The 24,033-nt window shown below is 61.2% G+C and carries 12 protein-coding genes; 8 read left to right on the top strand and 4 right to left on the bottom strand.

Annotation, left to right across the window (positions count from 1 at the left end; all coding sequences use genetic code 11):
• The first annotated feature begins 202 nt into the window (after positions 1-202).
• The 3 genes from ACYQ2I_RS04995 (at position 203) to ACYQ2I_RS04985 (ending at position 6,510) form a co-directional block, all read left to right on the top strand.
• Positions 203-1,882: a sulfatase gene (locus ACYQ2I_RS04995; protein ID WP_460165897.1), complete on the top strand. Its 1,680-nt coding sequence runs from the start codon at positions 203-205 to the stop codon at positions 1,880-1,882.
• A 180-nt stretch (positions 1,883-2,062) separates the two neighbouring features.
• Positions 2,063-5,341: a glycosyl hydrolase gene (locus tag ACYQ2I_RS04990; protein WP_460165896.1), complete on the top strand. Its 3,279-nt coding sequence runs from the start codon at positions 2,063-2,065 to the stop codon at positions 5,339-5,341.
• A 137-nt stretch (positions 5,342-5,478) separates the two neighbouring features.
• The gene (locus tag ACYQ2I_RS04985; protein WP_460165895.1) at positions 5,479-6,510 is read left to right on the top strand and encodes a nucleoside hydrolase; all 1,032 of its coding nucleotides are present in this window, start codon (positions 5,479-5,481) and stop codon (positions 6,508-6,510) included.
• A gap of 11 nt (positions 6,511-6,521) precedes the next feature.
• Here ACYQ2I_RS04985 and pepT read toward each other — a convergent pair whose 3' ends face one another.
• A complete protein-coding gene (gene pepT, locus ACYQ2I_RS04980; RefSeq protein WP_460165894.1) occupies positions 6,522-7,766 on the bottom strand; it encodes a peptidase T in 1,245 nt (414 codons plus the stop codon).
• A gap of 652 nt (positions 7,767-8,418) precedes the next feature.
• Here pepT and ACYQ2I_RS04975 point away from each other — a divergent pair.
• Both ACYQ2I_RS04975 and ACYQ2I_RS04970 read left to right on the top strand, forming a co-directional pair.
• Entirely contained in the window at positions 8,419-9,237 is an 819-nt protein-coding gene (locus tag ACYQ2I_RS04975; RefSeq protein ID WP_460165893.1) for a 3'-5' exonuclease, read from the top strand.
• 359 nt (positions 9,238-9,596) lie between these two features.
• Positions 9,597-10,121: a helix-turn-helix domain-containing protein gene (locus ACYQ2I_RS04970; RefSeq protein ID WP_460165892.1), complete on the top strand. Its 525-nt coding sequence runs from the start codon at positions 9,597-9,599 to the stop codon at positions 10,119-10,121.
• A gap of 52 nt (positions 10,122-10,173) precedes the next feature.
• Here the strand turns inward: ACYQ2I_RS04970 and ACYQ2I_RS04965 are convergent, their stop codons facing one another.
• Together ACYQ2I_RS04965 and ACYQ2I_RS04960 are read right to left on the bottom strand one after the other, a co-directional pair.
• Positions 10,174-12,657, bottom strand: coding sequence for a coiled-coil domain-containing protein (locus tag ACYQ2I_RS04965; RefSeq protein ID WP_460165891.1), 2,484 nt, complete (start codon positions 12,655-12,657; stop codon positions 10,174-10,176).
• A 280-nt stretch (positions 12,658-12,937) separates the two neighbouring features.
• The gene (locus tag ACYQ2I_RS04960) at positions 12,938-13,681 is read right to left on the bottom strand and encodes an MBL fold metallo-hydrolase (protein WP_460165890.1); all 744 of its coding nucleotides are present in this window, start codon (positions 13,679-13,681) and stop codon (positions 12,938-12,940) included.
• Between the two features lie 292 nt (positions 13,682-13,973).
• On the opposite strand from ACYQ2I_RS04960, the gene ACYQ2I_RS04955 reads away from it, so the two are divergent.
• Together ACYQ2I_RS04955 and ACYQ2I_RS04950 are read left to right on the top strand one after the other, a co-directional pair.
• The gene (locus tag ACYQ2I_RS04955; protein ID WP_460165889.1) at positions 13,974-19,208 is read left to right on the top strand and encodes a DUF4091 domain-containing protein; all 5,235 of its coding nucleotides are present in this window, start codon (positions 13,974-13,976) and stop codon (positions 19,206-19,208) included.
• Positions 19,209-19,451: 243 nt separating this feature from the next.
• Positions 19,452-21,176 carry a thiamine phosphate synthase gene (locus ACYQ2I_RS04950; RefSeq protein WP_460165888.1) on the top strand — a complete coding sequence of 575 codons (1,725 nt, stop codon included), beginning with the start codon at positions 19,452-19,454 and terminating at the stop codon, positions 21,174-21,176.
• Positions 21,177-21,179: 3 nt separating this feature from the next.
• Here the strand turns inward: ACYQ2I_RS04950 and ACYQ2I_RS04945 are convergent, their stop codons facing one another.
• Positions 21,180-22,481 (bottom strand): HEAT repeat domain-containing protein, encoded by a 1,302-nt coding sequence (locus tag ACYQ2I_RS04945; RefSeq protein WP_460165887.1) that lies wholly within the window; start codon positions 22,479-22,481, stop codon positions 21,180-21,182.
• A gap of 550 nt (positions 22,482-23,031) precedes the next feature.
• On the opposite strand from ACYQ2I_RS04945, the gene ACYQ2I_RS04940 reads away from it, so the two are divergent.
• Positions 23,032-23,988: a hypothetical protein gene (locus tag ACYQ2I_RS04940; RefSeq protein ID WP_460165886.1), complete on the top strand. Its 957-nt coding sequence runs from the start codon at positions 23,032-23,034 to the stop codon at positions 23,986-23,988.
• The last annotated feature ends 45 nt before the right edge of the window (positions 23,989-24,033 follow it).

Below are 24,033 nucleotides of genomic sequence, written 5' to 3'. Positions count from 1 at the left end.
GAAACGGTACGACGATGCGGCTGCTTCCCGATCCACCGCTGAAAACGCAGCAAAATGGCGCTCGGCCGTGCGTTTGCTTGCGTCGCGCACATTTGTATTATAATATGGCAATATCGCCGCGAGCGGTCACTCTCCAAGTCGGGGCTTCACGAGGACTGAACGCGGCAATCGCTACCCCCCTTGGACTCCACGAGGAAACCGCATGATGTCCCGTTCACGCACGAGAGCCGGCGTCGGCCTGATTGTCGCCATTCTTTCGGTAATCGTCGCACGGCAGGTTGCCGCTGTTGAAAAGGCGCCTTCGAAGCGGCCGAACGTCCTGTTCATCGCCGTCGACGACTTGCGGCCGGAACTGGGCTGCTACGGCCGAGACTACGTCCACTCGCCGAACATCGATCGACTGGCAGCACAAGGGGTCGTCTTTCGCCGAGCCTATTGCCAGCAAGCGATTTGCGGTCCGTCGCGGGCGAGCCTGATGAACGGCATGCGTCCCGATTCGCTGGGCGTGCTGCAAAATTACCAGTACTTCCGCGAAACTTCGCCCGATGTAATCACGCTGCCGCAACACTTTCGGCTGCACGGCTACGAGACGCTGTACATCGGAAAGGTGTTTCACGGCAATTTCGTCGACGAAGAAAATTCGTGGAGCCGCACACCGAAACGGGCGCCGCAGTTGCCCGACTGCCCGGTTCGCGGTTACCAACTGCCTTCAAGCTGGAAGATCATTTCGGAAAACACCGAAAAGATGGTGGCCAAGTACGGCCCCGAGATCAAAAGCACGGGCCTGGTTTCGAAGCCCGTCACCGAAGACGCCGACATTCCCGACGCCGGTTACCCCGACGGCTACAACGCCGAATGTGCCGTTCTCACGCTGCGCGAACTTGCGAAAAGCGACCGGCCGTTTTTCTTCGGTGTGGGTTTCCATAAGCCGCATTTGCCCTTTGTGGCTCCCAAGCGTTACTGGGATTTGTACGAGCCCGCCAAGCTTCCCTTGGCCGCAATTCAAGAGCCCCCCCAAAACGCACCTTCGTTGGGCCTGCACGCCTCGTTCGAATTGCGAACGCGCGAAGGCGTCCCCAAGTACGGCCCCATCGACGAACCGTTGGCTCGTCATCTGAAACACGGATATCTGGCCTGCGTCAGCTACATCGACGCACAAATCGGAAAACTTCTCGACGAACTGGATCGCTCGGGTTTGCGAGAAAACACGATCATCGTGCTGTGGGGCGATCACGGTTGGCACTTGGGCGATTATGGAATTTGGGGGAAAGCCACCAATTACGAAGTGGCGACGCGGGTGCCGCTGATCGTGTCTCCGCCGGGCGGCCGCACCGGTGCCGCGTGCGACTCCCTCGTCGAACTGGAAGACATCTACCCCACGTTGTGCGAGATGGCGGGCTTGCCGCTTCCCGACCAATTGGACGGGCAGAGTTTTGCGCAGTGTGTCGACAATCCACAATCACCCGCCCGACGATGGACACTGAGCCAATTCCCCTGCCCTGCACTGCGAGAATGGGCGGCGTGTCCCCTCTCACCGGAGATGCGGGAAACATGGTTCGGCCCCCTGATTCGCGACATCGAACAGCGGTTGGCCGAGGAATCCCCCCGCTTTTCCCGGGAATTGTACGAAACGTACGTCACCGGTTATGCCCTGCGGACGGACCGTTATCGCCTCGTTTTGTGGGTCGACGTGCGGGATCGATTCGGCCCGCCGATCGCCGTCGAGCTGTATGATCATACGGTCGATCCCATGGAATCGGTGAATGTAAGCGGCAAACCCGAATACGAAGACGTCGTTCGCACCCTGACGAGCGAACTCTACGACTACTGGCGCGCCACCGAAATGCGGTGGCGACACGGGCTCGAGTTCGTCGACCGGTAACTACGGCACACCCTCCCGTTTCGTTGAACGTCGGAGCGTGCACAAATGCCTCGGCGTTCAATTACAATAAGGCGGCGAATCCCACGTTGGGGTTCGTCGCCTTTGTTTCGTGATTGCAAACCGACGAATCGATTCCTCGAACCGTCGCCGTCTTTCGTATCGTTTCTTCAAGGGCTGACCATGATCTTGCGATTCTTAGTTACTCTGTCGGTCGTCGTCTTTTTGTGTGCGGGCAGCGGGCGGATCGACGCCTCCGACCCGTTGGTCGATGGGTGGAATGCCCCGCCTCCGGAAGCACGCCTCCGCGCGTATTGGTGGTGGCTGAACGGCTACGTCACCAAAGAGGCAATCACCCGCGACTTGGAAGAAATGAAAGCCAAAGGCTTTGCCGGCGCGTTGCTGTGCGATGCGGACGGTTCGGCCCAAGACGGCAACGAGCGGGCACCGCACGGTCCCGATTTCCTCTCCGACCAGTGGCTCGCGCTTTACCGCCACACGCTGCAAGAGGCCGATCGACTGGGGCTGGAAATCAGCCTCAACATCCAAAGCGGTTGGAATCTGGGCGGCCCGATGGTTTCGGCCGAAGACGCCGCCAAGAAGCTTACCTGGAGTGAATTCCGTGTCGAAGGTCCGCGCACGATCGAAGTCACCCTGCCGCAACCTGCTTTGCGCGAAGACTTCTACCGCGATGCTTTCGTGGTGGCGTACCCTTTGGGCGAACGCGAACAGGCTGAGAAAGCGTTCGACGTTGTTGCGTCATCGGCGCAACCTTCCCATCCGGCGTCGCTGATTCTCGACGGGAAGGAAAGCACGTTTTGGGTTTCCGACAGCACTTCACCGGCGACCGGGCCGGCTCCGGACCGACCGCAATGGATCGAATTCCGTTTTGCCGAACCGGTCCGCATCGGGCAGGTGATCGTTCTGCCGCGTGAAAACTACGGCCCGCACGCCTGCCGCTTGGAGCTCGTCGACGCCCACGACCGAGAGCAAGTCGTGACCGAGTTCACCTGCCGAAAAGCGGGAGAAACGCAGATCACCTTCGCACCGCACGAGGCAAAACGGGTTCGTCTGGTCATCATGGGCGCCTTCGATCGAGGCTCGACCGAGGCTCCCCGAAACGTCCAGATCGCCGAGCTGCGGATGGCCGGTCCCGACGGGGTGTTTCCGTCGAACCGGCGACCTCCGATTCGGCACTGGGCCGAAAAGGCGGGCTACAAGCCGTTGCACTTTTCGGCACCCGACACGTCGTTACTGTTCGAGATGGAATCCGCCGCCCCCGACGAAGAAGACACGCTCGCCGAACAAGTCGTCGATTTGAGCGAACGGGTCGACGAAAACGGGGTATTGCGATGGGACGTCCCCCAAGGTACGTGGAACGTGCTCCGATTCGGTTACACCGTCAGCGATCGCGCGTACGTCTCGACGTGCAGTGAGGGTTGGGAAGGATTCGCCATCGACGTGCTCGATGAAGGTGCTTTCCGCCGTTACTGGGACGCGGTCGTCGCAAAGCTGATCGACGAAGCTGGTCCTTACGCGGGAAAGTCGTTGCGTTACTTGCACACCGACAGTTGGGAAGTCGAGCCGTTGAATTGGACGCCGACTTTGCCCGACGAGTTCCGCAGACGCCGCGGCTACTCGATGCTGCCCTGGATGCCGGTCTTGGCGGGGAAGATCGTCGAGAACCGTGAGGCGTCGAATCGTTTCCTTCACGATTTTCGGAAAACGATCGGCGAGTTGGCGATCGATCATCATTACCGGCCGTTTCGTGAAGGGGCCCATCGGCACGGCCTGCAGATTCACCCCGAATCGGGCGGCCCCCATGCAGTCCCCATCGACGCCCAACGCTGCTTGGGCTTCAACGACATTCCGATGTCGGAATTCTGGGCGTGGTCGTGGCGACACCGCATCGGTGATGCGAACCGCTTTTTCGTAAAACAACCGGCTTCGGCGGCGCACACCTACGGACGCATTCGCGTGGCGGCCGAAGGGTTCACGACAATCGGCCCGCATTGGCAAGAAACTCTTTGGGACAATCTCAAACCCTCGTTCGACAAGGCGTGTTGCGAAGGGTTCAACATGCTTTTCTGGCACGCTTTCGTGTGCTCTCCGCGAGAATGCGGCTTGCCCGGCATCCAATATTTTGCCGGAACGCATTTGAACCCGAACGTCACCTGGTGGGAAAAATCGAAGCCGTTCTTCGATTACATCAACCGCTGCCAATTCATGCTGCAACAGGGCCTTTTCGTCGCCGACGTCCTCTACTACTACGGCGATCACGTGCCGAACTTCGCGCAACACAAGCGAACGGATCCGGCCGGAATCCTGCCCGGCTACGACTACGACGTGATTACTGAAGAAGCACTCCTCACACGGACATCGGTCCGCGAAGGCCGGATCGTGCTGCCCGACGGAATGTCCTATCGCGTTCTGGTGCTGCCTCCGCGCGATCGCATTTCGCTTGCCGCGTTGCGAAAGGTTGCGGAACTGGTCCGCGACGGCGCCGTCGTCGTCGGACCGCGTCCCGTCGCGGGAGAAGGATTGCAAGACGACGACGAGGAGATCCGATCGATAGCCGCGGAACTTTGGGACACCGGCCGCGTTCGCACGGTCTCGGCACGCGAGGTTCTCGCAAGCCTCGGTGTTCCCCCCGACTTCATGTATACCGGAGCAAGCGAGGAAGCCGACATCGACTACATTCATCGCCGTACGCCGGACGCCGATATCTACTTCGTGGCCGACCGCGGCAAACAGCCCCAGCGATTGCGGTGTGCCTTCCGCGTTCATGGTAAAGCCCCCGAACTGTGGAACCCGGTCACCGGTGAAAGAAAGTTTGCGGCAACCTATCACGAAACCGAAACACACACCGAAGTCGAACTCGACTTGTCCCCCTGCGGTTCGTGGTTCGTGGTCTTTCGAGAGCCGACGACGCAGCATCCGCCCGCGGCAGGCAAAAACGGCCCGCGCATCGTCGATCGGCAATCGATCGAAGGCCCCTGGCAGGTCACGTTCGCCCGAAACTGGGGCGGTCCCGGTACGGTCGTCTTCGACAAATTGGTCGACTGGACGTCGCGTCCCGAGAGGGGGATCCGCTACTACTCCGGAACGGCCGTTTATCGCAAGTCGTTTCACGTGGACGCCGACGTGCTCGCCTCGCAGCACCGCCTGTACCTTGACCTAGGTGCCGTTCGTGAGCTGGCCGAAGTCAAACTGAACGGCCGGCCCTGCGGCATCGTGTGGGCGCCGCCGTTTCGAGTCGACGTGACCAAAGCATTGAAGCCCGGGGAAAACGAGCTGACCGTCGAAGTGGTCAACTTTTGGCCGAACCGGATCATCGGCGACGCCGCGCTACCGCCCGACGAACGACGGACGCACACGAACGTCCGCAAGCTGACGGCCGATACCGATCTGATGCCCTCGGGGTTGTTCGGTCCGGTGCGTTTACAATCGTCGGGAGACTGAAGGAGATCGCGTACCCGCCGCAACACTGCGGCGCTGGAAAACTGCCGCTTGTGTAATCAGAATGGCAACCTAAGTCGAGACTGCGCAATCGGTGAACGATGCGCCCGTTTCGTTGTTCATCCCACCAGGAGGCTTCCATGGATCGCATTTCCATCACCCGCCGCACTTTCACTGCCGCAAGTTTGGCCGCGTTGGCGGCGTCGCGTATGGGACGTGCCGAAGCAGCCGAACGCTTTACGGCAACCGAGGCGATGAAGCGAATCGCTTCCGGCAAGAAGATTCCCGTCATTCTCGATACCGACATCGGCAGCGATATCGACGATACGTGGGCACTGGTCATGCTGCTGAATTCGCCGGAATTCGACATCAAGCTGATCGTCTCCGATTCCGGCAACGACATCTACCGGGCCAAGATCATCGCCAAGATGCTCGAAATCGCGAAGCGGACGGACATTCCCGTCGGAATCGGCTGTCGGCCCGGCGACAATCCCGGTCGCCAAAGCGCTTGGGTGGGTGACTACCGTCTCGAAGATTACCCCGGCACGGTGCACGAAGACGGTGTCGCCGCATTGATCGATACGATTCGCAAGAGCGATGAACCGGTCACGCTCATCTGCATCGGTCCGGTTCCCAACATCGCCGAAGCACTCAAGCGTGCCCCGGACATCGCCTCTCGTGCTCGATTCGTCGGCATGCACGGAAGCGTCTACAAAGGCTACGGGAACAGCGACAAGATTTCGCCCGAGTACAACGTTCGCGCCGCCCCGCAGGCATTGCAAGCAGTCTTTCAGGCCGATTGGGAGATCACGCTCACGCCGTTGGACACCTGCGGCATCATCCACTTGACGGGCGAAAAGTTCGCCAAGGTGTACAACTGCCAGGATCCCGTGATTCAAGCCCTGATGGCGAACTACCAGGCCTGGCGCGAAGCCGGAGAGAAGAAAAAGCTGCCTCCGCCCGACCGAAGTTCAACGTTGTTCGACACGGTTGCCGTGTACCTCGGCTACACCGAAGCCCTCTGCGAGATGGAAACCGTCCCGCTGGTAGTCACCGACGACGGTTACACGCGCATCGATCCCGATCGGGGACGGCCCGTCCGCTGTGCCCTGCGCTGGAAAGATCTGGGCGCCTACGAAAACCATCTGGTCCAACGCTTGGTCGGCGGCTGACCGCGTGTGTTTCAGCGCGCCGCTTCGCTTTCGCACCACCGTTGGGCGATGGCGGCGATCCAGCGGGCGGCCAGTTCGACGTGTTCCAAGCAGGTCCATTCGGTGAAGGCGTGCGGGGTGTGTTGGCCGCTGCTGAGGTTCGGCGTCGGCACGCCCTTTTCAGTAAGAAGCGACCCGTCCGTCCCGCCGCGAACGATCGCGCGGCGGGGCGTGCGGCCGAGCGAGCGCAAGGCCTCCTCGGCAAAGGCGACGACTCGCGGATCGCCCTTCAGACCGTCGCGAAGGTTTCGATACTGCTTGCGCACCTCGAAATCGACCTTGATCCCGGGAAACTCCTCGCGCACCTCGCCGATCATTCGTTCGAGCATCGCCGCCTGACGCACGAGTTGCCCCGTCTCGAAGTCGCGAAGCAAAATGCGCACCTCGGCCCGCTCGACCGTCCCTTCCATGCGATGCGGATGCAGGAACCCCTCGCGACCTTCGGTGGCTTCGGGGGCAAGTTGGTTTCGCGGGAACCGGTTGACCAACGACGCCATCGCCTTCAAGGCACTGACGAGCTTTCCCTTACCCATCGCCGGATGGACATTCACCCCCTCGATGACCACCTTGGCCTCGTCGGCCGAAAACGTCTCGACGTCGATCGTGTCGATCCCCACACCGTCGAGCGTGTAACAGCACACCGCATCCATCTTGTACGCCGTGATGTGGTCGACGCCGTGGCCGATTTCTTCATCACAGGTGAAACATGCCCGCAACGGTCCGTGCGGAATCTCCGGATGCTCCGCCAAGTACGTGAACGCCTCGACGATGGCTGCCACGCCCGATTTGTCGTCGGCCCCCAAAAGCGTCATGCCGTCGCTGGTGATGATCGTGCAGCCCAGCGCCTGGCGGAGGGCGGGAGTCTCGTCGAACCGAATCACACGCTCCGCCGCCCCGGGAAGCCGAATATCACCGCCGGCATAGTTTCGAATCACCTGGGGACGCACATTCGCGCCGGGCAGCTCCGGCGACGTATCCAAGTGGGCGCAAAAGGCGATGCGAGGAACGTCGTGATCGATATTCGCCGGCAGATCGGCCCAGACGATTCCGTGCTCGTCTTGCCGGGCTTCGATTCCGGCTTCGGCCAGATGCTCGCAAACACGCTTTCCCAGGACGAGCTGGCCGGGCGAACTCGGATACGTGTCGGCCTCGGGACGGGCCGTAGTTTCGATCTGCACGTACTCCAGAAAACGTTCCAGCAGGCGTTCCGTATTCATGAGGCCTCAACGTCCTTTCCCAGTGGCTATCGACACCCTCCCGCTTCACTCCTCCCCCAAGGCGACGGCCTCGAACCGATCCGCGAGAACACGAACCGCCCGATGATGCCCCATCCTGCCGTAACGCAGTCACCGGCAATACTCGCGACGAGAATCGGAGCCCACATTCGAAGAGCCTTCGCCCCACGTGCCTCAGTCGGCATCGTGTCGGGAAGATCCCGCAAAATGACATCATGATGGCCTTTTGTCACAAGATAGGCAACCCTCGCGTACCCCGGCCGGGCCACCCTGTGCGGAAAATGTTCGGTGCGCGAACGGCCATTCATCTGGGGGGATCGACCGAACTTGCCGCGCGATTGCGGCTCTCGGATTCGCTCGAAACAGCCACATTCATGCACTGCCAGCCATAAAAGGGCAACCGGGAGTGTTGTTTCGGTGTTCAATCCTTACAGGACATGGTGTTTTTGCCCATCAAATGGGTAATCCTTTCTGGTTGAAACGTATACAATAACGTCAGTCGGGCAATGCCTTTCATGCTCTATCGACGCGCGAGACCGAGCCGCGCAATCGCGGATCGGCTTTTCCGCGGGATGAGCGAGAAACGTCCCGGCCGACGGGCTCCACGGAACGGGCACTTCGACGGATTCGACCGATGAGCACGAACGATGTTCGGTACTTCGTCTTCGATGTGGAGAGCGTCGCCGATCCCGACTTGGTCGCCAAACTTCGCTACCCCAAAGAAGAAATCGATCCGGAAGATGCCGTCCGGCGGTACCGTGCCGAATTGATGGAACGGTACGAGACGGACTTCATTCCCTATACATACCAAGTTCCGATCTCGGTCGTCGTCGGCAAGGTCGATGTCGACTTCCGGTTGTTGGATGTCGTCGTCCTTGACGAGCCGGAGTTTCGGCCGCACGTAATCACCGAAAACTTCTGGCGCGGCTGGGAGCGGTACGGCCATCCTACGCTGGTCACCTTCAACGGCCGGGGATTCGATGTTCCCCTGCTGGAGTTGGCGGCCTTTCGGTACGGAATTGCCGTTCCCGGTTGGTTCGCGCCGGGGGCTCGGTCGTACGAACAGCCGCGTGGACGCTACAACACGCAATTCCACCTCGATTTGTGCGAATTGCTGACGAACTTCGGAGCCACGCGGTTCACCGGCGGGTTGAACCTCGCCGCCAACCTGCTGGGCAAGCCCGGCAAAATGGATGTTGAAGGCCACATGGTCCAAGACATGTACGACCAAGGGCGGTTGGCCGAGATCAACGACTATTGCCGCTGCGACGTGCTGGATACGTACTTCATCTTTCTGCGGACGCGAGTCCTGGTCGGCCTCCTCACGCGGGCGGAGGAAAAACAACTGGTGGCCGATACGAAGCGGTGGCTCGAGGAGCGGGCAGACCAATGTGCAGCTTACGCCCTCTACCTCGAACACTGGGGCGACTGGCCCGATCCGTGGGAAGATTAGCGAACTCGATGCCGAAAGGCGTCGCCTCGGAAACGAAAACCTGATGCAGAGGATACACGTTTCGTGGGCGATTCGACCAATTCAGCAGAAATTCAACCGCTTCGTGCGTTTCCATAGACGCTGTCGGGGTTCGGCACACAAACGAGAAATGCCAGGGACACCGACCCCCTGGTCTCGAAAGCCGTTCCCCCCAAACAGGCCTTTCTTTTCGTTGCGACCGACAAGCTCGGGCTTGGCGGTGCAAGATGGATACATTCGGATCGAACCGATCGGGCGCAGCACAAGGAGCTTGCATGTTAGCCTTTGTTAGGGGAAACGATCTTCCCCGCGGCAGGCCCACCGGCCAGTGAGGTTCCGTCATGGAAAACAAAGTCGGGGAAAACTTGCGACGCCTGATGTCGCAAATGGAACTGACGATTGCCGAGGTGTCTCGCAAAACGGGCCTCGACAAGCGCACCATCCGGGGAATCCTGGAAGGAAGCAAGAAGCCGCATCCGAAAACCATCGGTCGCTTGGCCCAAGGCTTGGGTGTCGCCGTCGATGAATTCTATTTGGAACCGTCGCAACTGCTGTTCCGGCGATTCGATCGACAGACGAACCCGCTGCTTACCGAGTTCGTCACTACTCATCCGGACTGGTTCAAGGATTGGTCGCCGGCCGAGTTCGACGAGCTGGTCAGCCGTGTCGGAACGGGCGGTCCGATGACGACGATCGGCATCAGCGAAGCCGTGCAGCGGATGAATCGACGGCGAGAACTCCAACAGAAAGTCGCCGTCGTCATGGAAACGGATCTGGCCGACCTGCTCGCCGACGTGATCGAGCGATTCTACCGGCAAGTGCAAGCCGATCCGGTCAACATCAGCGAAACGCGAGGTCAAGAATAGTAGTTCGCGCGGGAGCAACCGCTTACCGCACCCGGAAGTTTCGCTTGCGTCCTCAATCCCGGTCGTCGTCCGTCAAGCCGAGCTGCGCAAGCCAACGACGGGTCGACTTGACCGCCTTTTCGCCGTCTTGCGGTGCCGTTGAGGAATTGCTTTCGGCAACGATATTCTCCAATTCGCGGAGTTTTTCTTCGAGTTGCATACGTTCGCGCGTGATCTTCGCCCGCTCGAGCGAAATCTCCAACTCGGCCTGTCGTAGCTTCTCCTCCCATTGTTTCTGCAACTCGGCCAGATGCTCGCGTTGTTCCCGAATGATTTCGTCCTGATCGAGCAATTGCCCCAACGCGGCCGCGCCGACGGCGACCGAACCGATGTTCGACGACTGATTCTCGAGCAAGCGGCGAAGTTCTTCGATCTCTTGCTCTTTTTCGCTGATGGCGGCTTGCGTGCGTTTGACGACTTCCTGAATCCGCAAGCGTTCTTCCTTGCGTTCTTCGTCAATTTCGTCCTCTTCCTCGGCCTCGAGCATCGCGAGGATACGGCGTTTTTCGGCCTCCCAATCGAGGCCGCCCGCACCGGTGGACGTCTCGCCCGTGTCGCCTCCGCGTTCGGCGAGTTTTCGTTCGAGTTCGGCGTTCCGCTCTTTGAGTTCGCGGATATCTTCCATGGCCATTTCGTAGCGGCGCCGCAATTCCTCGTCACCGCCTTCCGACGGGGTTCCCGCCCGAGCCGTCTCGAGCTCCTCTTCCAATTGTGAGATGCGGGCTATCAGCTCGGCGGTGCGGCTTTGCTGGTCGTCCTGTTGGGCCGTCAAACGCTGTTGTACCGATTCGGCGTCGGCGAGCTGCTCAGCCAGGCGATTGTTTTCTTCTTCGAGTTCTCCCCGCCGGAGTCGTAACGAATCGTTTTCACTGCGCAGCTCCTGTAACGCCGCTTGGATTTCCTCGAGCCGAGCGTTCAGTCGCTCGTTTTGCTCTCGTAGCGCCTCGTCGACCGAACCGCCGTCGGCCAGTTGTTCCTCCAAGGTCCGACAGCGTTCCTGTAGCCGGACGACTTCTTCATCCTTTTCGGCGATCTGCCGGCGCAGCGTTTCGATCAGCTCGGGGTCGGCCTTCGGTTCTCGGCGCAACGCTTCACACTCATCCCGAGCGGCATGTAATTCGGCCGACAATCGATCGGCCTTTTCCCGCAACGAATGGTTCTCGGCCTGTGCCGCCGACATCCGTTCGTCGAGGACGCGTTTTTCTTCGGCCGCCGACCGCAAGTTCGACTCGAGTTCGGCGATCCTGGATTCAGTCGCTTCCAATTGCTTGCGCAGCCGTTCGGCCTCGGCTTCAAGACGCTGTTTACACGACTCGAGTTCAGCGATACGTTCGGCTGCCTCGCTTTGCGCCTTTTGCAGGCGGATGGGCCACTCGGCCAACTCGGCCTCGGCCTTTTCCCGGTCGCTTTGCAAGGTAGCGAAGCGATCTTGAATCGCCCGGCAGCGGGCTTCCAGCTCGGTCTTTTCGGCTGCCAGTTCTTCGTTTCGAGCGGTCGCTTCCCGGTACCGAGCCGAGAGCGATTCGACTTGCGATTGCAGCGTTTCGAGCTGCGAACGCGTCTCGGCCAAATCGCTCGCCAGGCGTGTCCGTGCGTTGCCGAGTTCCTCTAACTGCTGTTCCCGATGTGCGATTTGCTCTTGCAGACGGTCTCGCTCGCGCGCCAAGACGGCAATCTGGTCTTGAAGCCGGCGGGTATCGTCCGAAGCGCCGGAAGCCAACTCGGCCTCGCGACGGGTGATCTCTTGCAGAAGCGACTTTTTTTGTGTGCGGAAGTGTTCAGCGATGCGCCGCCGTTGTTCTTCGGTGCGCGTCTTTTCGGTACGCAGCCGTTCTCGCTCCTCATCCAGTGCGCGACGCGCTTCGGCCAGCGTCTCTCGCTCGCGTTCCAGCTCAGCCTGCTGCGATTCCAGCTCGGCACGTAGCTGCGTGAACGATTCCTTCTCTCGCTCCCATTCAGCCAGTCGTTTTTCCCAGGCTTCCTTTTCGGCCAGCCACTGTGCGCGTTCCCGTTCGAGCGTTGCCGCCGCTTCGGCCGAACGGGCCTGTTCGGCTGCGATTTCGTCCTTCGCAGCCTGCACTTCGTCGCGTACCGCTTCGAGCGCGGCCGCCTTGGCGTCGAGGGCTTGCTGCTTCTCGTCGATGCGGCGTTCCCACGCTTCCAACCGCTCAGTCGATTCGCGTTGCAGACGCTGCCAGCTTTCCTGTTGTCGGCGTATCTCTTCTTCGAGTTCGGCGAGCGTCTGTGCCCTGCGATCGAGTTCCGCCTGACGTCTGGCGAGTTCTTCTTCGGTTTGCCGCCGATCGGTTTCGTGACGTGCCAGCTCGGTAGCAATGCGTTCCGTCTGCTCGGTAAGGGTTTGCTGGAAGCGGGCGAAGCGTTCCCGTTGGGCTTTGAGGAACTCGGCCAGCCGCGCGCGCTGTTCCCGCAGCGAATCGACGTATTCGCTGCTCCACTGTTCGTGTTCCAGCGTGCTTGAGTGTTCGTCCTTGGACACGTCGGTTTTCCGAATACGCAGATGATGTCTCGTGAAGAAGAAGATGAGACGCACGACTTCGCCCGCGGCGCGGCAGGCCGTCCGTGACGGGCTCCCAATAGCATCCCATCTACAAAGCTATAGGTTACGGTCGAGGCATCGTCAAAAAGGCCCGCGGCGATCGCGCGGATTGTGCCGATCGTAACGATGCTGCCGAACCGAATCGCCCAGATAGGGCGTTTTCCCTAGAAGATCAAAGCGCATGCCGCACACGAACAACCCTTCGCCCGGGGTTGTTCGGCTAGAATTCGTAGACGCTGCCGTCTTCGGCGACCTCGGCAGCGGGAAAGATTTCGCGGGCGCGGGCGATGTCGATCGGATCGTCGCCGACGTCTTGCGGATTGATGTGCAGCAACACCAGCCGCTTCACGCCTGCCTGCGCGGCGATACGGCACGCCTGCGACGTGCACGTATGGCCCGCCGTGCGCGCAAGTTCAGCGTGTTCATCACTCAAGTAACACTCGTGCAACAGCAGGTCGACTCCGGCGATCGCGTCGAGGTAGCCGGGCTGATCCTCACCGATGGTATCCGTCACATAGGCCATGGCACGATCCGGCCAATCGAGCCGATATCCGACGGCTCCTCCGGGATGATTCAACGGAAACCACCGCACGCGCGTTCCCGAGGCCGTCTCCAAGCGTCCTTCTGCGGGCAACGGACAAAACCGATACGGCGGCAACTTCGGAAACAAGTGTTCCGAAAACATGCACGTCCGCACAGCCTCCAGCTTTGCCGCTTCGCCGTGCACCGTAATGGGGCCCAAGTCGCGATCGCGCGACAAACTCCAATAGTAGGTCAGCCCGATCACGTGATCCAAGTGGGCATGCGTCAGGAAGATGTCGATCGGGCCGGTCATTTCTTTCGGCAAGCGAAAGAACGAGGTTCCCGCATCGAGCACGATGCCTGCCTCGGGCAAGGCACAACACAACGTGTGCCGCCGTTCGTTCGGATGGTAACCGCCGGTTCCCAAGACGACCAATCGCATGCCCGGTCTCCTTCGTTTCCGTGTTCCGCCACGAGGCGAATACCGTCGCGAGGCGGTCTCAAGTCGTGTTCCGTCGTTGCGATTCGATTGTCGCTTTCTTCGCCCGGTCCGATCAAGGGCCGTTCCCCGAATTCCGCCGGTCGTGCCGAATTGTTTTCCGATCGAATGTCGTCGTCACTCCGCTTCTTCGGATTGCTGCGTGACATCCACCGACGAGCCTACTATCCTATGCGAGCGCGGCAGGCAAACGCCCCCGTCTGCCAGCGACTCCCACACACTTGGAGGCCTTACCATGTTCCACCAACCTTCCCTGCTTCGCCCGCGTTGCAGCTCGCCGGCGATTCGACGCCCTCACCCGAATTTCGTTGCGATCGCGGTTTTGCTGAGCAACTGCTTCGCACTTGCCGGATTCGCCGCCGGGCAATCCACCCCACCGCTGCCGGAAGAATGGCTTTCCCGCTGGAACGATCCGCCGCTTGACGATCGGCCGCTGCAAATCGTCCACGGGATTCGCCCCGAATTCGCCTTTGCAGACGGCGTCGAAGACGTTCTCGATCCGCAGGCTGCCGCACGACGAACCGGCGAAGGAATGCGATACTTCCTCCGACGCGGTCGCGGCGGCATCGTGTGCAATGTCGCCTTCGATCAATACCTGGAAAGCGAGGATCATTGGAACACGTTCGTCGACGGCGTCGATGCCTGCGCCCGGTTGGGAATGGTCGTGTGGATCTACGACGAAAAGGGTTATCCCAGCGGGACGGCAGGAGGGCTCGTCTTGCGAGGAAATCCCGAATTCGAGGCCCGCGTATGGGCGTACGCCCCCGATCGCCCCGAACACATCTTTCTGCGTGCAGCGTTTGAACATATGCATGCGGCGAACAACTATCACGCCGTCCGCCGTTACGTGAATCTGCTCGACGATCGCGCCGTCGACAAGTTCATCCGCGTCACCCACGAAGCCTATCGGCAGCGCGTGGGGAAACATTTCGGGAAAACGATTCGCGCGTTCTTCACCGACGAACCGTCGTTGATGGACGTCAACCTGGGACCGATTCCCGAACCCGCCCGCAGCCGCGTACCCGTCGAAGACCGCCCCGATCCGACCGTCCGACCGTTGCCGGTCGTACCGTGGGCCTACGATCTCGAAGCACAGTATCGCAATCGCTACGGAGAAGACCTCGCCCCGAATCTCGCAAGTCTGTTCGGCGGCAATACACCGCAAGACAAACTCGTTCGCCGTCGCTATTGGACGTTGGTCGGCGATCTCATCGCGGATCGCTATTTCGGCCGTCTGGCCCGGTGGTGCGAAAAAAACGGGCTTGCCTCGTCGGGCCACAATCTCACCGAAGAATCCCTCTTGCATCACGTCCCGCACTACGGCAACGCGTTGCAAGCCATCGCGGGAATGCATATTCCGGGGATGGATATGCTTTCTTCCGATCCGCGGGCGGTGATCTACAGCGGGTGGCTGACCGCGGCAATGCCTTCGTCGGCTGCTTTGCTGCGAGGAGGACGCCGCGTGATGACCGAGGTCAGCGACTTCCAGCAAAAGATGGGCGGCCAAGGTCCGGTGAGCCTCGACGCGATGCAGGCCACGGCCGCCTGGCAAGCGGCTTGGGGCGTCACCGAATTCACTTTGTACTACGGCGTCGAAGATCGCTCGATCGACGACAACCGCCGCTACGGCGATTTCGTGGGGCGTTTGAACGCGGTTCTGAAAGAGGCTCTCCCCGTCCGACGAGTCGCCTTGTATTACCCCGCACTCGACATGGCCGAGGAATACTTACCCCAGGCCGATCGGCTCACGCTCGAATCGCAGTCGCCGCGCATGCAGCGCATCGTCGGCTCTTTCTTGCGGATCGGCCAAAGTCTTCAGCGGCGACAAATCCCCTTCGTGCTGGTCGATCACCGGTTTATCGAACAGGCCGAACAACACGGCCCCGAACTTCGCGTCGGCAATGCGACGTTTGATCGCTTGATCGTTCCCGACGGTTGTCGGTTGCCGGAAGCCGCATCACGAAAAATCCGAGCATTCACCGAGGCCGGCGGTCGTGTTCTTTTCGACTCGCCCGAGAAACCGCTCGGCAAAGATAACGCCGTGGCGCGGCTCTCGCCGGATTGGTTTGTAACCCCCGAGGCCGACACGGTCTGCCTAGGGCGTTTTCACCGCGACGATCGCGACATCCTCCTGCTGGTGAACGTCGGTTCGGAACCGTACCAAGGTCGTTTGCACGTGGCATCTTCGTATGCCGACAAACTCGGCGAGGGCGATGCGTTCTCCGGGCTTGTTCTCGATCCGGCAACGGGAAACATTACCGCGGCACAAGGTAACGCCGCCGAAGGCTGGACGATCGACCTGGCGCCGCGAGCAACCGCCCTGTACGTGTTTCCCGCAAGCGGCGACCTGCCGACGGCTTTCGACACCCCGGCAGATGCGCATCCCTCCCTGCAACCGATTGCAACGTCGCAGTCGATCGGCGAAATCGCGCACGTTACCTTCCCCTGCTCGCTGGAAGATGCGAGCGATGCCGATGGGTTGTCGACTGTCGACAATCGTAACGTGTTGCCCAATCCGCATTTCACCGAAGGCACCGATGCGCCGACCGGCTGGCAGGCCCAGGGCGGGGGACGATGGATCGACCGAAGCATTCTCGAAATCGAGGGGACCGGAACCGGTTCGCAGCAATGGACGACGACCGATTATCGCCTCGAACCGGGCGGCATGTACCGACTGACCATGAAGGCTCAAGCGCCCGGCGGATCGGGCGGCTGCATCGTTTGCGGACCGACCGTCGTCAACAAGGACTACAAGTTGGGCGATCAGTGGCGCGAAGTATCGCACGTCTTTCGCGTCCCCGACGACGCTTCACCCAAGACACCGTTCCGACTCGGTTGCTGGGAGCACAAAGGCCCCGTCCGGTTCGACGAAGTCTCGCTCGTGCCCGTTCAGCCGGTATACGTGAGGTCGGGCACGCTGGTGTTGGGCGAAGGCGAACAAATCGAGGGGCGCACGTATCGCTTCAACGGTACGTACAACTGGGCCGGTACGAACGCTCACCGGGTACTCGTCCGCAGCACGGCCGGGTTCAATTCGACCCGTTGGACGTTCGGCGTCGGCGACGAAGTCGTCTACGTATTCGCGCTGCCGGAACGCACGTTCCGAAAAGCCGTTCTCGCGTGGAACGTGAACTATCACGTTCGCGGTACCTGCCGCGTCGAGGTCGGTACCGACGGCCGCACGTGGCATGTGGTCGGCAACACGAGCGAGGTCGCTTCGGGAACGGCCGAGTTGCCCGCGGAACTCTTCCCCGCGACGACCGTCTTCGTGCGACTTGCGTCGGTCGGCGAATCGGCTTCGTTTCAAGTCGATCGACTGGCATTCCAGGCCGAATTCGACGGTCCCGAAGCCGTTTTGTTCGGCGAAACCCAATTCGCCGAGATTTCCGCCAAGTCTTGGGAGCTCGGGTTTTCCGAGCTTTACCTCGACGGTCCCGAACCGCCGCGCAACCGGCTGGTCGTCGTACCGCGCAATGATTCGGGCGAAACGTGCACACTCACCGTCCGAGGAACGCTTCACACACCACAAGGAAACACGATCGCTCTCGAACCGGTCGGCGACACGATCGAGGTCTGCCGCCGCAAGGAATTGTCGCTCACGTTGCCTCTTCAGGGCGCTGGAGAGCACGTTCTCGAGCTTTCGCTTTTGCGGGCCGACGTGCCCGTCGCATCGGCGGAATTGCGTTGGACGCATCACGAACTGTTTCGGACGGACTACGGATACCCGCTCGCCGAAAGCGAAGCGGCTTACCTGTGGTGGTGCGAATCGCCCTGGAAGGTCGCCCGCTCGCGTCCCGCACCGCAAGAACTCGACGGCCGGGACTCTACGACCGGCGTGCACGCGGCCGTCGAACTCGAAGCCGCCCGCGGCGATCACGAGGCTGCACAACTGGTCGTCACGCCCCGACGGACGATTCGCGGCTTGACGGTGGAAGTTTCGGACCTGATCGGTCCCGACGGCCGTCGCATCGGTGCCGAGGCGATCGATGTTCTGCGGGTGTATTACCACTTCGTCCATACGCCGACCGACGAAACGGGCATTCGCGGATGGTGGCCCGACGCCTTACCTCCGCTCGACGCTCCGGTCGATCTGGCCCCCCAATCCAATCAGCCGTTGTGGATCCTGGTCCACGTCCCACCGCAAACCGTCCCGGGAGAATACGCAGGCCGGATTACCCTGCGGGCGGAAGATTTTTCGGCGGTCGTGCCGATTCGGTTGCGCGTGTGGGCGTTCGCCCTTCCCGAGCGGAACCACTTGGCCACCGCGTTCGGGTTGAACCTGGGCAACATCGTCCGGTATCACGGCCTGAAGACCGAGGCCGAGAAGCGGCAGGTACTCGATGCTTATTTCCGCAGCTTCGCCGAGCACCGCATCAGTCCGTACGATCCGGTTCCGTTGGATCATTACGGCGTCACATTCGACCCCAAATCGAAACCGCCGCGTGCCGAACTCGATTTCTCGCGATTCGATCCCGCGATGGAACGCGCGATCGCGCGGTATCGCTTCACCCACTTTCGGTTGCCGCTTACCGGCATGGGCGGAGGCACCTTCCACCAACGCTGGGAACCTTCCATCGCCGGATACGCCGAAGGCACGCCCGAATACCAGGCGATGTTTCAAAGTTACTTGGGGCAATTGACCTCGCACTTGCGGGAAAAAGGCTGGCTCGACATGGCCTACGCCTACTGGTTCGACGAGCCCGATCCCAAGGATTACGCGTTCGTGCGCAATGGGATGGAAAGACTCGCGAAATACGGTCCGGGACTAGCCCGCATGTTGACCGAACAACCCGAGCCGGAGTTGTACGGCGCCGTCGACATTTGGTGCCCCGTCACCCCCAACTACGATTTCGAAGTCGCAGAATCACGACGGCGTGAAGGCGAATCGTTCTGGTGGTACGTTTGCACCGGCCCCAAGGCCCCGTACTGCACGCTGTTCATCGACCATCCCGCCGTCGAGCTGCGGGTATGGTTGTGGCAAACGTGGAAATACAAGGTGGAAGGCATCCTCGTGTGGTCGAGCAACTACTGGACGTCGAGCGCCGCGTTTCCCGACCCGGCGCATCCGCAGAACCCGTATCTCGATCCGATGGGCTACGTAAGCGGCTACTCAACACCCAAGGGAGTCAAACGCCACTGGGGAAACGGCGACGGCCGATTCTTGTATCCGCCTCTTGCCGCCGCCGACGGGACCTCCGAAAGCCCGATCCTCGACGAGCCCGTGTCGAGCATCCGCTGGGAGATGCTGCGTGAGGGGATCGAAGACTATGAAATGCTGTACCTGGCTCGTGCCTTGCTACGGCAGAAAGGCAAGGACTTGCCCGAGGAACAACGCCGACGCTACGAAACGCTGCTTGAAGTTCCACCGGAAATCACCACCGACATGACGCATTTCACCACCGATCCGCGGCCGATCTTGGCACGCCGCAAGGCCTTGGCGGCAATGATCGAAGACCTCGGTTCGCGCTGATCACGTCGAGAGACGCCCAGCCGGAGAGGCGTCCATTCCGCACCGGCGGCATAATCGGCGCGCATCCCGTTCGCCCGGAGGGGAAACTTCGGGACGGGGACTCGAAGCGCTCGGCCGCCCGACTGTAAAATAGGAAACCAAGCGATGAAATAGGCAAATCGCAACGGTTATCCGTGTATCCGAGGCCGGTTCGGCGACCTTGGAGAACGCGTGGCCGAAGGCCGGATCGAGGTGGCTTTTCCCATGACGACGATCGATCGCGAATTCACGCCCGCCGCCAAGCGTGCCGTCATGATCGCGTCGCAATGGGTTTCGGCGACCTACCCGGCGGGCATTACGCCCGAGGCCGTCTTGTTGGGGCTGCTGGCCGAACCGGAATGCCGCGCCGCGATGATTCTGACTTCGTTGGGGATCGACGAGGCGAGCGTCCGCCGCCGGTGGCCCGATCTCGCGCCTGCGCGCACAGCAACCGATGCCTCGCAGTGCGCGTGTTCACCGCAACTGGTGGAATCTTTCCTGGCGATCGACAGTGAAATCGACTGGGGCGATTGGCCGCGGATCCTCTCGACCGAACACCTCTTGTTCGGCTTGGCCGTCGCGGATCACGACGTAGGCCAGTGGCTGCGGGACCGAGGTTTGAAACCGACGGTCATTCTCGACACCGTCATGAAACGTTACGGCGTGAGCCGCGCGCCGCTCGACTTCGACGACGATTCCGGCCGCGACCGTGATATCGCCGAACCGTCGGGAACGCGCCTGCAAAAAACTGCTCCCGTCTCGAAGCCGCCGACGAAAGATTCCAAAACACCGGAATCCTCCGATACGAACGATCGCGTCGAGCCGCGTTCGCCGCCCGTTTTATCCGGCGGAACGACGGATCGGGAAGCTCCCTTCGTTTCCCCGGACCGTACCCTCATATCGGAATCCGCGCACGAAACGGCGGGTATCTACCGGCTGATCGATGCCTCGATCAATCGTTGCATCGAGGGCGTGCGGGTGATCGAAGATTATGTTCGTTTCGTCCTCGACGATCGCCATTTGACCGAACGGCTCAAGTCATGGCGGCACGATTTCGTCTCGGCGGCAAGCCGATTTGCCCCCGAGCAGCGACTGGCTTTTCGCGATACCTCCGGCGACGTGGGCACCACGTTGAGCCTTGCCACCGAGCGGGAACGCGGATCGATCGACGCCGTCCTGGCGGCGAATTTTTCACGAACCGCCGAAGCATTGCGATCGCTGGAAGAATGGAGCAAAGTGCTTCTGCCGGAAGTCTCTGCGGCGTTCGAGGCCTTGCGATACCGCAGCTATAGTCTTCAACAGGCCGTTTGCAATACCCGGCGTGCCGTGCGGCGATTGGTACAGGCTCGCCTGTACGTGCTGATCGATGCCGGCACGAGCGACGAGGATCTCCGCCGGTTGGTCCGCGCCCTCCGTAACGGAGGTGCCGACATCGTTCAACTCCGCGAAAAACGGCTGGACGACCGCGAATTGTTCCGTCGCGGGCGCATCGTGCGCGAAGAACTACCGCCCGGCGGCCCGTTGTTCATCATGAACGATCGGCCCGATCTGGCCGTCGCCGTCGAAGCCGACGGCGTTCACGTGGGGCAAGAGGAACTGCCGGTTCGCGAAGCGAGAAAAATCGTCGGCGCCGATCGGTTGGTCGGCGTCTCCACGCACAACATCGAGCAAGCGAGACAAGCGGTTCTCGACGGTGCCAACTACATCGGTGTGGGCCCGACCTTTCCGTCCACCACCAAGCGTTTTGCCGAATTTCCCGGCCTCGCGTTCGTCGCCCAAGTCGCCCGGGAAATCCGCCTCCCGGCGTTCGCCATCGGCGGCATTACGTTCGACAACATCGGCGAAGTCTTGAATGCCGGCTTGGGGCGGGTCGCCGTTTCGGGAGCGGTGACCCAAGCCGACGATCCCGAGACCGCCGTGCGCCGGCTCAAGGCGGCACTCTTGGAGTAACAGTTAGCGATACCGTTTACCTCTCGTCTCGCCGAGCTGTTCGGCGATCCGGCGGACGTCCGGATCGGAATCACCCCGCGCCGTTTGAACGACAAACCGCACGAGCCGTGGATCTTGCGAGGTCGCAAGCAACACCAAGGCCTCTCGCCGAACGGTCGGATCGGAATCCTGGGCCAACTCCTGCAACACGGTCGTTGCGTCGATTCCCGGCGGAGGCGCAACCAGCTTGCGGACCAATGCCTTTCGGACTTGGGGCGAAGGATGATACATCTGTCGGGCGATTTCGATCTCGACCGGCCGAAAGCCTCGCGCGCGCAACTGCTCTTCAGCGAGCCGACTCGTCGCGGCATCTTCGTACGACAGGCGTTCCATCCAATAGCGCAGCGAATCGGGATCACCCTCGTATTCGGCACCGCCGACCGTTTTCGGCTCGCCGCCGTCGAGCGGTTCGCTCGCGGCGGTCGTCGGCAGGCGTTTCGGTTCTACCGGTGTCGACACCGACATCCTCGGCTCACGTTTGTCGAGTCGGTCCGGCGCCAAGTCGCCCGGCACTCGCGCGATTTCGGAAGGCACCTGGACCGGCGCGGCCGCCGGTTCCGACGGCTCCAGAGGACGAAGAGGATTCTCACCGTGATCCGGCAGCGGGTTCGGCGTTTCGGCACCGAGCTCGCTCGCCACGGCCGATTGCATCTCGGCCGTTGTCAGGCGGCGTTCCTCCGTGAACGACTTCTCGACGGGCCGCATCTGTTCCACGATGCGAGGCACCGCCACCAGACGATCGCTGCCGGCCTGCAACGCCAATTGCGCGTCGATGTCGAACAGCACGGCTCGACAATCCGCCGTCAAGCCGACCGGATCGGCATATCGGCGATCGACGGGCCAATCGAGCAATTCTTCGGCCAACCGCCGGGCGGCCGGTCGTTGCTCGGGCGCAAATCGGGGATAGGCTTCCCGCAACGCCCGGCCCAACTGCACGACGAAAACCGATGCCGCTTCGCCGCCGCGTATCCTGGCTTCTTCAAGGCGCTTGCGGATCAGTCGTTGGGCGGTCGACGCAACATGCCAGCGAGAATCCCCCGCTGCGCGGACCAATGCCGGCAGGCCTTCCTCGCCCAACCGATCGAGGCGTTCCAACAGCAAGACGGCCTCGGTCTCGGAAGCGGTCGGTAATTGCGACTCCCATCGGTCGGCGAAATAGCGATCCGGGAGAGAACGTCCCACGTAGGCCCCGACGAGGATCCACCCCGCCGTCGTCAAAAGAATGCCCGTGCGGACCAGCGCCCGGCGCAGGTGCGGCCACCCCAACCATTCGTGCCACGTTCGTCGGCGGGATGTTCCCGCGCCGACCCGACGAACCTCCCCCCCGCGAGGGCGTCTCGATTCGATTTGTCGTCGACGGCGATCCATGTCGGAGACGGCACTACCGCGTGAAGCCAAAAAGTTCCTCACAAACCCGGTCGGAACGGAAACCGGGGCGGTATTCTGGCGACTTGTCGGTAGAACCTCAAGACAAGCTGGGCAATTCTCGACATGCGGGCAACACGGGTTGCCCCCTAGGCGTAGGTAGGGTGTTTTCCCAATCGCCGGCCGCGCTCGCCTTTTTCTGTCCCACGACGGGCTCGATCGCCGAAATAATTGACACTACCGGAAGAACCGGTTCGACGTGCGGCGTGGACAGTCCGTCCCCATTGGTATAGAAACCCAACCGATCGGGGGTTCGCAAGACGTGCATTTGTTTCGGCATCCCCCCCACAATCTATTCATCCCTCCGGGTCGGATACCTACTGCACGAGGCACCGCAGGCTCGTCGTTTTGCGCAACCTCCCTGGTCTTCCTGGTTGTCTATGGGCTGCTCTTGCCGACGATCGGTTTCGCACAACAACCGCAGCATGCCCCTCCCGGCCCCGTCGTGGCGTTGGAAGATACCCCGGGCCGAATCTCGCCCGCACAAGCCGCGCAGCAAGCGATCGATCGTCTTCCGCTTCGGATGATGAATGAAACCGATCGAGCCGATGTGTTGGCCGTTTTGTCGAACGTCACGATCTACCACCAAATGCCGATCCGAACGATCGAATGCAGCCCCGAATTCTACCGCTTTTTGGTGGAACACCCCGACGTCATCGTGGCCGTATGGCAAATTTTGGGCATCACGCAACTGGAAGTAGCCGTCGACGAGGACTCGGTCTTTCACATCAACGACCACCAAGGGACGACGGCCGTCGCCCGCTTCATGTACCGAAGTCCCGGTCTCCACGTTATTTACACCGAAGGGGCATATGACGGCGCCTTGCTCCCGAAGCCTGTCCGCGGCCGCACGCTTCTGCTGTTGAATTCCAGCTATATCCGCGATGCCGAAGGCCGATCGCTGGTCATGTGCCGTCTCGAGGTCTTCATGCAGGTCGAACGAAAGGGGGTCGCCCTGCTCGCCAAAGCACTATACCCCCTGGTGGCAGGAATGGCCGAAACGAACTACACCCAGACGGTCGGCTTCCTGAACTGGCTGAACCGAGCCGCCCGTGAGAAACCGGGGGCGATGCTCCGCTTGGCCACCAGCCTGGAAGGCATCAGTGACGAAACGCGACAGTCGTTTTCCAATTATCTCAGTGCGATCGCCCTTCCCGCCGCACCGGAACGCGCGAACGTTCAAACGGCGGAAGCGGATACCGATCTGCCGCTTCCCATCGAAACCCTGCCGCAAGCGCATGTAACGCGCGATTCGACGCCCTCGGCCGAGCCCCCTTCGGTGGAATTTCGGCTTCGGGTGATCCCCGACGCGGCCGAGCGCCCCAACCGCGACACGATCGAGCGGTAAACATCTCTCCCTGCCTTCTCATTCTTCCCAATTTACAACCGGCAC

The sequence above is a fragment of the Thermostilla marina genome, from assembly GCF_054657455.1.
Note: the sequence above shows the minus strand (reverse complement) of the source record. Positions and strands in the feature narration are given on the sequence as shown.

Bases quoted from the DNA above. Each gene is read 5' to 3' on its own strand.
- ACYQ2I_RS04960 (WP_460165890.1), bottom strand. From the start codon at position 13,681: ATGCGATTGGTCGTCTTGGGAACCGGCGGTTACCATCCGAACGAACGG.
- ACYQ2I_RS04950 (WP_460165888.1), top strand. From the start codon at position 19,452: ATGACGACGATCGATCGCGAATTCACGCCCGCCGCCAAGCGTGCCGTC.
- ACYQ2I_RS04970 (WP_460165892.1), top strand. From the start codon at position 9,597: ATGGAAAACAAAGTCGGGGAAAACTTGCGACGCCTGATGTCGCAAATG.
- pepT (WP_460165894.1), bottom strand. From the start codon at position 7,766: ATGAATACGGAACGCCTGCTGGAACGTTTTCTGGAGTACGTGCAGATC.
- ACYQ2I_RS04990 (WP_460165896.1), top strand. From the start codon at position 2,063: ATGATCTTGCGATTCTTAGTTACTCTGTCGGTCGTCGTCTTTTTGTGT.
- ACYQ2I_RS04995 (WP_460165897.1), top strand. From the start codon at position 203: ATGATGTCCCGTTCACGCACGAGAGCCGGCGTCGGCCTGATTGTCGCC.
- ACYQ2I_RS04985 (WP_460165895.1), top strand. From the start codon at position 5,479: ATGGATCGCATTTCCATCACCCGCCGCACTTTCACTGCCGCAAGTTTG.
- ACYQ2I_RS04975 (WP_460165893.1), top strand. From the start codon at position 8,419: ATGAGCACGAACGATGTTCGGTACTTCGTCTTCGATGTGGAGAGCGTC.
- ACYQ2I_RS04955 (WP_460165889.1), top strand. From the start codon at position 13,974: ATGTTCCACCAACCTTCCCTGCTTCGCCCGCGTTGCAGCTCGCCGGCG.